This window comes from Streptomyces sp. NPDC102467, from assembly GCF_044765445.1.
Classification (GTDB): Bacteria; Actinomycetota; Actinomycetes; order Streptomycetales; family Streptomycetaceae; genus Streptomyces.
The window spans coordinates 1-10,923 of sequence record NZ_JBIWKA010000048.1 but is presented as its reverse complement, the minus strand read 5'-3'; the positions used below and the strand labels follow the sequence as shown (position 1 = coordinate 10,923).

Annotated in this window: 8 protein-coding genes and 5 pseudogenes; 5 read left to right on the top strand and 8 right to left on the bottom strand. The window is 66.8% G+C overall.

What is annotated here, in order from left to right; genetic code table 11:
- Positions 1–743 precede the first annotated feature (743 nt).
- Positions 744–962 (top strand): DUF397 domain-containing protein, encoded by a 219-nt coding sequence (locus ACIREE_RS42045; protein ID WP_404164809.1) that lies wholly within the window; start codon positions 744–746, stop codon positions 960–962.
- Between the two features lie 450 nt (positions 963–1,412).
- Positions 1,413–2,393: a TauD/TfdA family dioxygenase gene (locus tag ACIREE_RS42040; RefSeq protein ID WP_404164807.1), complete on the top strand. Its 981-nt coding sequence runs from the start codon at positions 1,413–1,415 to the stop codon at positions 2,391–2,393.
- A gap of 160 nt (positions 2,394–2,553) precedes the next feature.
- On the opposite strand, the gene ACIREE_RS42035 is transcribed toward ACIREE_RS42040, so the two are convergent.
- From ACIREE_RS42035 to ACIREE_RS42025, 3 genes and pseudogenes are all read right to left on the bottom strand, one after another.
- Entirely contained in the window at positions 2,554–3,081 is a 528-nt protein-coding gene (locus tag ACIREE_RS42035) for a DUF6584 family protein (RefSeq protein WP_404164805.1), read from the bottom strand.
- A gap of 97 nt (positions 3,082–3,178) precedes the next feature.
- Entirely contained in the window at positions 3,179–3,934 is a 756-nt protein-coding gene (locus tag ACIREE_RS42030; RefSeq protein ID WP_404164803.1) for a transposase family protein, read from the bottom strand.
- 115 nt (positions 3,935–4,049) lie between these two features.
- Positions 4,050–4,497 (bottom strand): annotated as a pseudogene (locus ACIREE_RS42025) (aminoglycoside phosphotransferase family protein); the annotation flags it as partial.
- A 147-nt stretch (positions 4,498–4,644) separates the two neighbouring features.
- On the opposite strand from ACIREE_RS42025, the pseudogene ACIREE_RS42020 reads away from it, so the two are divergent.
- Positions 4,645–4,773 (top strand): annotated as a pseudogene (locus ACIREE_RS42020) (IS5/IS1182 family transposase); the annotation flags it as partial.
- Between the two features lie 432 nt (positions 4,774–5,205).
- Here ACIREE_RS42020 and ACIREE_RS42015 read toward each other — a convergent pair.
- Complete coding sequence (locus tag ACIREE_RS42015; protein ID WP_404164801.1) at positions 5,206–5,679, bottom strand: MarR family winged helix-turn-helix transcriptional regulator; 474 nt, start codon at positions 5,677–5,679, stop codon at positions 5,206–5,208.
- Positions 5,680–5,761: 82 nt separating this feature from the next.
- Between ACIREE_RS42015 and ACIREE_RS42010 the strand changes: the two genes are divergently transcribed.
- Positions 5,762–6,700: a zinc-binding alcohol dehydrogenase family protein gene (locus ACIREE_RS42010; protein ID WP_404164799.1), complete on the top strand. Its 939-nt coding sequence runs from the start codon at positions 5,762–5,764 to the stop codon at positions 6,698–6,700.
- Positions 6,701–6,780: 80 nt separating this feature from the next.
- Here ACIREE_RS42010 and ACIREE_RS42005 read toward each other — a convergent pair.
- From ACIREE_RS42005 to ACIREE_RS41995, 3 genes and pseudogenes are all read right to left on the bottom strand, one after another.
- Positions 6,781–7,325: pseudogene (locus ACIREE_RS42005) on the bottom strand (transposase family protein); the annotation flags it as partial.
- Between the two features lie 1,542 nt (positions 7,326–8,867).
- Positions 8,868–9,704, bottom strand: a pseudogene (locus ACIREE_RS42000) (helix-turn-helix domain-containing protein).
- Positions 9,705–9,720: 16 nt separating this feature from the next.
- Positions 9,721–9,921 (bottom strand): DUF6879 family protein, encoded by a 201-nt coding sequence (locus ACIREE_RS41995; protein WP_404164811.1) that lies wholly within the window; start codon positions 9,919–9,921, stop codon positions 9,721–9,723.
- A 10-nt stretch (positions 9,922–9,931) separates the two neighbouring features.
- Here ACIREE_RS41995 and ACIREE_RS41990 point away from each other — a divergent pair, with 10 nt between their 5' ends.
- Entirely contained in the window at positions 9,932–10,282 is a 351-nt protein-coding gene (locus tag ACIREE_RS41990) for an integrase core domain-containing protein (RefSeq protein WP_404164797.1), read from the top strand.
- 271 nt (positions 10,283–10,553) lie between these two features.
- On the opposite strand, the pseudogene ACIREE_RS41985 reads toward ACIREE_RS41990, so the two are convergent.
- Positions 10,554–10,832 (bottom strand): annotated as a pseudogene (locus ACIREE_RS41985) (NAD(P)-dependent oxidoreductase); the annotation flags it as partial.
- Between the last annotated feature and the right edge of the window lie 91 nt (positions 10,833–10,923).

The following is a 10,923-nucleotide window of genomic DNA, read 5'->3' as shown; positions in this document are numbered from 1 at the left end:
GGACTGTCGTGGTGGCGCAGGCGAGTGTGGAGTTGGTGTTGGCGTCGTAGAGCTTCCACTCCATGGGGGTGCGGCCCAGGCGGGTATCCGGCATCGGGAGCTGGTAGCGCAGGGTGTAGGTCGTTCCGGGAGTGAGCTGGCAGGAGGGGGTGACAGATTTTCCTGGCAGGTGTCGACTTCCTCCAGGACCGGCACGTCGGCCCACAGCCCGTTTACGTTCATCTGCGTGTTGAGCTGGGGTGACTGGGACGCCTCTTGGGGGACGAAGGGCATCGTTGCGGTGACGGCCTGGCCGGGCCGGAGTGTGCAGGGCTCTGCGGTGCACGGGTCGAGGGAGAACGCGCGGACCTGGCCGCGGCCGCAGTCTTTGAAGCGTGGGTCTGCCGAGGAGCCGGGAGCGATGAGGATCAGTCCGACGAGTGCGCAGGCACCGGTCGCTGTGACGGTGCGCCGGCGCAGGAGACGGGGCGGTTCGGCTCTGGTCATGCGCCGACGTCAAGCAGACCAGATCGTCCAGGATCCGTCGAAACGCCGTAGAACTGGAGAATCCGGGGCCCCGGTGGACGGCCGGGCCGCGATACATCGTGTGCCCGGCCGCTTGTCCGCCCGCGGAGTGGCGATATCAGGCTCAGACCCGCGGCGTCGGCAGGCGAACCGTGTACGGGCTCGGCGTGCTGCGGATCCCCGAGGTGCACGGGCCACTGATGGGGCGCACGGTGGAAGGTGAGAGGAAGGAGCCCATCATGCGCAAGCACGATCTGTATGAGCGGGATCTTTCATCTGCCTCGTGGCGCAAGAGCGCCAGGAGCATGGCAGATGGCGACTGCGTGGAGGTAGCCGATCTGGGCGGCGGCGCGGTTGCTGTGCGGGACTCCAAGAACCCTGACCGGGCCGACCTGCGCTTCACGGAGCAGGAGTGGGCGGCCTTCCGGGGCGGAGTACGCGACGGCGAATTCGACTGACGCCGACCACTCATAGGGTCCGTCAGCTTGCCGGCGGGCCCTTGACAGTGTGGCGGGCAGCGGTCGTGAACGTGACACTGTCTCCAGCTATGTTGCCTGCTGCCCGTCTCGCACTCCTCCGGCACGGCCGGGCTGAAGGCGGACTCGGCGACGGTGATCTCGCCTTCCAAGGCGAACTCGGGCACTCGCTTCGTCCCCTATTGCAACAGCCTGCGCCCACCAGCCAGTTGTAGTCCTTCGGACCGGGCCCGCTCCACCAGCATCGCGACTCACTGCTCCTCGGGCACGGGTGCAGACCACCCCACCTCGGCGCTCTCGAACGACCCAGGTGCACGGCGACTGATGTAGCGCACGGTAGAAAACGCAGAGCCCACTATCTCAAGGCCCATGGCGCCCCACCCGCGCTCTGGTCGGATACGCGCCTGGTCCCCGCGAAGCAAAGGAGGGAGCATGCTGGCACATGACACTGTTCCCGCTGCGGCCGAGAGGCTGGCGACGGTGGCCCGTGACCTCGCCCAGGACGGCATCACGCCCGAGGCAGTCCTGAAACGGCAGCCGACTCCGCAACGCGCCGCTTCTGTCGCTGCGTTGTACCCCCTGCTGTCGTCCGAACTCACGGCAGACGGATACCGGGTCCTGCCCGGCCTGTTCGCGCCGTTCATCCGTGAGGCCGGTCCGACCCCGGCGCATTGGACCGAGGCCGTCTCGGCGCGTACGGCAGCCCTCGACATCGCACTCGTGCTGGCCGCATCGACGGTGGGCGACGTCTTCGGGTGGGTGAATCAGCAGAATGGGCGTCTGGTGCACAACATCGTGCCCAGTAAGGGATGTGAGCGCCTACAAGTGGGAGCCAGCAGCACTGCACCTCTGACCTGCCACACGGAGGACGCATTTCACCCGCAGCGCGCGGACCTGCTGATACTGGTCTGCGTACGCAACCCCGAAGCTGTCGGCACCGCCGTGGCGAGCATCCGCCGGGCCGCCGTTTCCGACGAGCAGGCGGCGCAGCTGGGAAAGCCGCTGGTGCAAATCATGCCGGACGAGTCATACGGCAGTCGGACAGAAACCGCCACTGCGCCCGGGATGAAGACGCTCTGGAACGGGCTAGATGGTCGACAACTGCGCTACGACCCGGTTTACAGCAGAATGCTCACCGACGCCCCCGCCTTCGACAACGCCTACAGGGCGCTCGGAGCGCACCTCGCTGCCTGCGCAAAGACAGTACAGCTGCGCCCCGGCGACGCGGTCCTCATCGACAACGACATGGCCGTACACAGCCGCAGATCCTTCACACCTCGCTACGACGGCTCGGACCGCTGGCTCAAGCGCGTTCTGGTCCGGACGAACCGGCCACGCCCAGCAGAGGAGAACCACGAGGACGGCCATGGCCAGGTTCCAGTGCGGCCGCATCTGGGGACGAACGATGAGTAGGAAGGGAGGGAGGGTTGCCGCGCCGGTGCACCGAAGCTCGCCCCGAGCAGGCCGATCGTGCATGACGAGCAGCGAGGACCTCTGCCACGCTCTGCGAGACCGACCCTTGTTGCCCCTGAGGGGCCTCGCGTTTTCCGGACGCAAGCCTCGGAAACCTGAGTCAGTCGAAGAGGGCAACGAGTCCATTCACCCAGATCGCGAGGAACGCAAGGGCCGCCACCAGGCAGCCGACGCCTGCTAGCACGCCGCCGACCGTCCACGGCCCGGTTGGCACCTCGCTCTCCCCTTTCAGGTCGCCTCGGTAGGAGGCGGGGTCATCCCAGTTGACGGCGTGCCCTAGCTTTTCGGCGCAGGCGGTCCGCACTGCGACCAGCTGCCCCTCTGCGAAGTTGGTGCCGGCCTTCACCTCAGGGCCGTGCCAGGCGAGGGCCTTCATCCGCCACCCGGGAGAGCCGTATCGAGTCTCGAAGGCGGCGGTCTCGTCGGCATTCCGGTCCTCTTCGAGGTACATCCAGCGACCGGCCTCGGCGGCGTCTCCGTAGCGCCGGTACACCTCGGCCAGACGACGGCGGAGCGTCAAGTCATGCGGGTAGGACGAGATGAGACCACGCAGGCGCTGGCGAGCGACGGGAACCCGGCCGGCAGCCAGGTCTGCATCAACTCGGGCGAGTGTCTCTGTCAGGGGCATGAACGCATGATCATGCACCGCACTGGCCCACGTCGAACTGGATTCGTCGCTCAGCGCTGCTCGTTCTCAACCGCATTACAGTGAGCGTTTTTCATCCTCATGCTGATGCGTGGTGAAGGACGAGGACGGCCTTCACCACGTCGGTGATCCGATTGGTGCTGCAGCGGAGTTTCCGCAGGAGGCGCCAGCCCTTCAGCGTGGCCATGGCCTGCTCGCCGATGCAACGAATCTTGGCGTGGGTGGTGTTGTGGCGGCGCTTCCACCTCTTGAGGCGACGACCACGAAACGGCACCCGAACGGGCCCGCCGGCGCCTTGATACGCCTTGTCCGCCCAGCAGCTCAGCCCTGCATCGGCGAGAGCGTCGGTGATCCCGTGCTGCCTGGCGGCGGTCAGGTCGTGGGTCGAGCCGGGCAGGGCCGGTGAGGCCCACAGCAGACGGCCGAACGGGTCGGTGAGGACCTGGACGTTCATGCCGTGGCGTTTGTGCTTCCCGGAGTAGTACGGGGTATCAGCGGCGATGCGGTCGATCGGCAGCAGCGTGCCGTCGAGGATGACGAACGCTTTCTCCCGGATCGTCTCCATCGCCTCGGTCAGGGTCGGGGCGAGGGCTGCCAGGAGGTCGACGGTCTCGCGCATATAGCGGTAGGCGATCGCGATTCCGATGCCGAACCCGGCGGCGAGCTGTGCGTAGGTGTCACCGCACCTCAGGTGGGCCAAGGCGAGCATGGCCTGGCGTGCTGCGGAAAGCCGCCTCCAGCGGGTCCCGATCTCCCGTCGCCTCACTACCAGTTGCCTGGTCAGAAACCGCAGGCTGCGGTTGGACAGATCAATCGAGGACGGGTAGACAAGCACGCGAAGCTCCTGGCAGACACGGGTGATCTTGGTCGAGAACCCGTCTACCAGGAGCTTCGTCGTTGCGCGAGGTTGTCCGACTCGCGGTCAGCGCCGCCAGCTTGAAAAACGCTCACTGCTCCCGGTCGTTCACCTCTCTCAGCGCCGCGGCGACTCGATCGGTGAAATGCGGTGCGTCCAGATCGATCTGGCGCAGGGTGGCATGGTGCCGCATGAGCGCGTCTGCATAGTCGGTCGGCGCGATCTCTGATCCCACAGGTTCGTAGTAGGTCCAGAGCGAGATGGCGAAGGCGTCACGCACATAGACACGGGGGCTCGACCCGAGGATCGAGCTCAGCCACCGGTGCGTCGACGTCGGCGAGACGGTGAGCAACCTCCACTTCGAACTCGGAACCAGCCAGATGCCCCGAAGGCGCGACCCGGGCGAGAACATCGCAAGGGACCATGCGCAGTGCGACGCGGTCCGAGTTGTGGATGACGATGGCATCGTCGACCTGAGGGCCCAGCTCCGAAGCGGTTGCCCGTCCTGCCGCAACTGCTCGGCGGAGTTCTAACGGCTCCATACCGTTCTCCCTCATCGTTGAGTACGCATACACGTCTGAGGACAACAGCGACGCCCCCGATGTCTTCGCGAACATCATTCGGAGCCCAGACCCGGACCCGGCGTAAGCATCGCAAAGCAGGGCCTGCACAGGCCGGATTTTTTGTCCGCGGACGGAACGTGGCCGCTTCTGCTCCAGCAGGCCCAGGCTGCTGCCGACGAGGCGGATGAGATCGACTGGGTCGTCTCGGTCGACTCCTCCATCGTCCGTGCTCACCAACATGCGGTCGGCGCCCGCACGCAGACGCCTCTGGGTTCGTGCGCCGAGGAAAATGACACGCACCATGGGAATCCGGCGCTGACACGATGCTGGAACGGTGCGCAAAGCCGCAGGTCACAAGAGTTGACGCTGGATCAGGTAATGGGAACCTACAGAGAGTGTGGGGTCTCAGATCCCGTGTCGGAATCTCATGGTCGTTGTCGGATGGAAGTCGGGTCCGACACCAAGCTGAGATTCGCAGGTCGCTGCCGTACCTCATTCGGGCGAAAGCGTTGCTGGTGTGCTCCCGTCGGCGTGTTCGGCAGGAGCGCTGCCGCAGCCGTGCGAAAGTCCGGTTCCGGAACGTGATCATGGAGGTGGCAGCCGAGAAATCGGACACGATGCCGAGGCTTCCCGTCCTGGGGGTGGGACGGCTGCCGCGCTGTCTTCCCGGGCATGCGTGGCGAGGCGCTATTCGCCACCGGGGCCGGTTTCAGCGCAAGGCTCATCCTGTTGGACAATGCGCGCGAGGAGACCCATGAGCTGGGTCCGCTCGGCAGGCGTCAAGCCAGCGGTCAGCTCATCGTTCGCCTCACGGCCCAGTTTCTCCGTCTGAAGCAGGCGACGCTCCCCGTCCGGTGAAAGGGTGATGGCGTTCTTTCGACGGTCCTCGGCGTCCGGCGCGCGGGTCACGAGGCCGTCGTTCTGGAGGTCGTTGAGGATCGCGACCATGTCCTTGGGATCGATGCTCAGGCTGCGGCCCAACTCGGCCTGCGATACGGGTTCCAATTCGGCGACGGCTGACAGCACGGCATGGTGCATCATCCGCATGCCTACCTGAGCGAGGGCCTCGGCGACGAGCCGGTGCCCCCGCGCTGCTGCGCGACCCAGGAGCCAGCTGGGGAGGGAGCGGATACGGGCGGGAGCGCTGGTGGTCTCGGACATAGGGCCAGACTAACCAAAAAATCATTGGGGTTCCCTATGATCCTTCGCTATCGTTGGGCCTCCCAACGACCTGGAGGTGTGCATGCGGCGGGTTCGTTTCTATGAGTACGGCGGTCCTGAAGTGCTCTGCGTCGAAGACGCGGAGACCCCCAAGCCTGGACCGGGGGAACTACTGCTCCGCACGGAAGCCATCGGCGTGACCCTTCCCTCCGTGCGCAAGGTTCGCGGAGAAGACGGCAAAACGCCGCTACCGGGAGTCCTCGGAGGCGAGGTTGCCGGCACAGTGATCGCACTCGGCCCGCAGGTGACGGATTTCCAGGTCGGCGACCGCGTCACGTCGCTCACGTTCAGCGGCGGCTCGTATTCCGAACTGGCAATCGCCCCCGGCTTCATGGCGAGCCGCATACCGGACGGAGCGAGCGCCGTCCAGGCCGTCGCGCTGGTGCGCAGTGGACACGTCGCCTTCGCCGCCCTCGCCACGGCCCGACCCCTCGTGAGTGAGTCGGTCCTGATCACGGGTGCCGCGAGCGGAGTGGGGCATCTGGCGGTCCAACTGGCCAAGCTCCAGGGCATTGAACGGGTCGTCGCGGCCGTGAGTTCGCACACCAAGGCGGAGTTCCTCCGCAGTCTCGGTGCCGACGAGATCGTGACCTACGACAGCGAACACTGGGGAGAGCCAACCGACGTCGTTCTGGATGGAGTCGGCGGAGATCTACTCCCACGCGCCGTCTCCGCCCTTGCACCCGGCGGGCGACTCGTCTTCTTCAACTCGGGCGGCGGCACCGTTCCCGCCTTCGACCTCCTGGCAGGATCGAAAACCATCACCGGGCTCACCATGGCGAGGTTTGCCAACACTCACCGCGAGCTCTACGACCAGCATGGCGAGGAGCTGTGGAAGCTGACCCTGTCCGGACAGTTGCAGCCGGTCGTCCACGCCCAAATTCCGCTGGCTGACGCGGCACGAGCGCACGAGATCATCGAAGCACGTGCCAACCTCGGCAAGGTCGTCCTGCTGCCCTGACGGTGACGCGGGGCCGCATCGGGAAACGCGTGGCCGTCGCGGCAGGGAGGCCCCGCAGAGGAAATGGCACGACGGTGAGCCGCGCCCTGGTACGCCTTGTCGGCGTGGGTGGTGAGTCCGGCCGTGCCGAGCGCGTCCGGGATGGCGTGCTCACGTGCCGCGGTCGGATCGTGGGTCGCGCCGGGCAGCGCGGAGGAGGCCCGCAGCAGGCGGCCGGAGGGATCGGTGAGGACCTGCACGTTCATGCGGTGGTGCTTCTTCTTGCCGGAGCAGTACGGGCGGTCGGCGGCGATCCGGTCGATAGCGGCACGGTGCCGTCCAGGATCAGATACGCCTTCTTTCGCGCCGTTGCTATCGTCTCGTTGAGCGTCGGCGCGAGCGCGGCCGGCACCTCGGTGGCCTCACGGAGATAGCGGTAGACGGTGGCGATCCCCATACCGGACCCGGCGGCGAGCTGGCTGTAGGTGTCACCGCAGCGCAGGCGCGCCAGGACGAGTCGGGCCTGACGGCCGACGGTCAGCCGCCGCCGTCGTGTCCCGGTCTCCCTGCGATGGCCGGACAGTTGACGCGCGAGACGTCGCAGGTGCGCGGTGGACAGATCGATCTCCGACGGATAGGCAAGCACGTGAAGCTCCTGATGGTGCACGGTGGATCTTGGTCGTGACACCGTCTACCAGGAGCTTCACTACGTTGCAGAGCCGCTCAACTGACGGACCACACCGCCAGGTTGAAATGGGTTCAGTGCACGGGCCCGCTCAGCATTGCTGAACGCAGGGGCAGTCGAACTCCAGCTGCCAGCGGGGTCCGGGCGAGCGACTGGAGCCGACCTCCATTCGTCATCCTGCTTCATGTATTCACGCAGCGAAAGTCTGCTTGCCTCACGGACAACAAGCCTTCGCCTCGTGCCCCGCGTGAGCGCCTATGTCCGGGCGGCGGCCCCCCTTGTCCGTCATGCCACCGCCCGCCCGCGTCCACGCTGCGGGGCACGGGAGCTTGAGGTAGCGGCCCCGCCCGGAGGCGGGGCCGCCCTCCCCACTCGGTAAGCCATCCATAGCTCCGAGTGGGGGCGCGGGCGCTCGACTTGCAGGTGTCGAGCGCCCGATCTTCCCGCCGCAGGGGATCCGCGGAGACTCCGGCTGCGGGGGTCTGGCGGCGAATGCGGACTGGCGACCTTCGCGAGCGAGGCGGGCTGGGGCACGGGCCGCTGTGGATCTCGACCGTGCGGCCGGGCCCGGACCCGGTGTGCTGGGTATCCCGCTTGATCGGCTCGCCAACAGCGATCGGCTTCTGGCAGCTCCAGCAGACGGTCACAGCCTCCTCCCCTCCTTGAGGACCCGCCATAGCTCGGCGGACTCGGCGCAGGCGGGCCCCTCATCGACGCACTGCTCGCATGAATCGATGTGGTCGATCAACTGCCTGTAGACCGCCTGGACCGTGCAGAGGGGGCATCCGCGCGGGAAGATCCGGCGCCCCTCGGCGTCGTCCCGTTCGCCAAGGTCAACGCTGGCCCCCGGAGTGAGCGCGCTGCGGCACCAACTACATGCCCGACCGCAGAGTGCGTCTTCCGATGGGTCGCCGCGCGGGGGCAGCAGGACGGGCAGCACGTCCAGGGCAGCGGCTCGTGGAATGGTCATCAAAAGGCCTCCGCGGGAAGTCGGCCAGCAGCAGGACCGACTGCCGCGGCGAGATAGGCGGGTTCGGTGAGGCGGCCAGTTCCGTCCGGCGTGACGTGCCAGAAGCGTCCACCTGCCGGCCGGTCAACAGGCGGGCAGTGCAGGGGCCAGTCCACCGGGTGCACGGTGATCGGCCGCAGATCACTCAGGACCCCAGCAGCGGTGAGGGGGACGAGCCACCATGCGGTGTCGAGACCGGGGGCAAGGAGGAGTGGGCCGCGGCGGTTGCGGGGCAGTCGACTGTGAGCATGGAAGGCCACGGACAATTGAGCCTCGGCGGCGAGCCAGAGATTGGTGTGGATCGGGGCGAGGCCGTCCATTGCCCACACTGCGAGGGCAGTCTCGGGGTGGCGTGAGCACTCGGCGAGCCACGCGTTACCAGGGTGGTGCGGCGTCGGTAGAGCCATGACAAGGACCGTAGGGCGCTGCGAGAATCAGAGCCGGGCGTGATTCTCGGATATTCGAGCGCCGTGCCGAGCGATTCGCGTGGTTTCTCAGGCCATCTCCAGCTGCGGCCGAGCGCGGGTGATGACCCGGTGCGCGGTCGCCCCGTACACGGCGGAACTCTGGAGCGTCTCCCACACGCGGCGGTACAGACGGACGCTGTCCAAGTCGTCGAGCCACAACTCCGCATGCCAGTCCTCGACGATCGCCAATCGGTCGTCGTACAGCCAGAACCCGTTGGCCGGTGGGACTGTGACACTCGCGCCGAGGGGGACGATGCCGAGGCGGATCGTGTCCAAGCCGATCGCACCGACGAGCCGGTCCAGCTGCCCGGCGAGGACATGCGGCGGGGCCACCCCAGCGTGCAGGGCGGCCTCCCACATGACGGAGTGAAACGTGCTGCCAGGCTGGTAGAGCATCTCCTGTCGACGCATGCGGGCGCGTACTGCGTCGTCGAGGTCCCGGGGCGATCGGTGTAACTCCGCGTACCGGGCGAAGACATGGCGGGAGTAGTCCGGGGTCTGGAGCATGCCGACGACCATCGCGCCCTCCCACGCGCGAAGGATCGTAGAGCGCTCTTACTCGACGGTGAGCGCATCCTGTACCGGCTTATGCCCGCTGGTCAGCTGGCGGCGCCACGAACGAATCTGCGACTCAATGCCCTGGAGTCGCGCCCCCAGCTCGTCGACTGTTGCGGGCTGCTCTGTCGCGGCGGCCCACGCGGTGAGGTCTTCCATCGTCGGCGTCTGCCGGCCGGACTCCAGCTTCGACATCTTCGACTGCGGCCACCCGAGCCGCTCGGCGAGCACACGCTGGGGGACGCCGGCACACAGCTCCCGAAGCCGCGCGCCCAGCGCCGTCCGCCCCTGCTGGAAGTCAGTGCTCACATAGCGAACGTACCTGCTACGCCTTGTCGTACGGGATGGCGTGATGCCACGCAGCTTCCCGGGCCTGCGCGTCTCGGAGCACCTCGACGGGGTTCGTTACCAGCTCGACGCCGGTCATCACGTCATCGTCGTCGTGGTGCAGAAGCGCGACCACGCGGGAGTCGAACAGCCAGAAGTCTTCGCCCGGCAGCGCAAGTTCGTCGGCCCGCCGACGGATGAGAGTGCGGATGTCCTCGCCGACGGCGGTGTTGCATCGACCGGTTGAACTCGCCCAATATCGTGCTATTCGCTACACCGAACGCCTCGCCGACGAGGCGGCCGTGGCCTCGGTCGGATCCAAGGGCGACTCGTATGACAACGCCCTCGCCGAGGCGTTCAACAGCCTCTTCAAGGCCGAGCTGATCCGCAACAAGGGACCCTGGACGTCCGTCAACGACGTCGAGATCGCGGTCGCCGAGTATGTCGACTGGTTCAACCAGCGACGCCTGCACGGCGATCTCGCACACGTCACCCCCGCCGAGCACGAGGCCGCCCACTACGCGGCCGAACCCCCTGCGTCACTCCAGGAAACCAGTTAACTCACTCTCCACAAAGCCCGCTGCTTGACACCCCATCGATGAGCTGCATGCGACGAATACGTGCTCCCTGCGCGTCCGGCAGACCCGGAGGCGAGCTCCACGGTATAGACCAACCGTGAGAACTCGTCGATCGCTGAGTGCACGAAGGGTGGGGTCGTGGGACCGGCGTAGCCCCATTCCGTGCCGGGTCACGGTCCGCCGAGGGCGCAAGTAGGCGGTGGGGTCTGGGCGGAGTCGCGGCTGGGCGTGTGTTCACCGGTCCCGCGTCTGGTCAGCGCGGTCCTCGGATGCTGTCGATGATGCGAGTCCAGTTGTCGCTGCCATGTCCGTTCTTGATCGCCCGCCGATAGTGGGCCTGCACGGCCAGTGGGAGCGCGAGGTCGAGGCCGAGTGACGTGCTGGTCTCGACGATGTGGTCGGACGTCGCACCCATCATGGTGACCGTGCTGAGGTCGCCGGGATGCTTTCCAGCATCAAGTGCGGCGCCGGGGTTCTCTTCACCAGCCCTCATGATGTCGCCAATCGAGTCAGCGGAGGAGAGCAACTCTGGAGTTTCCCCGTGATCTCGGACACGTGATCGTTATGCCGCGAGGGTGTGTTGATGCCGCTGCCTTGTCTCGGCGGGAGTGAGGTAGCCGAAG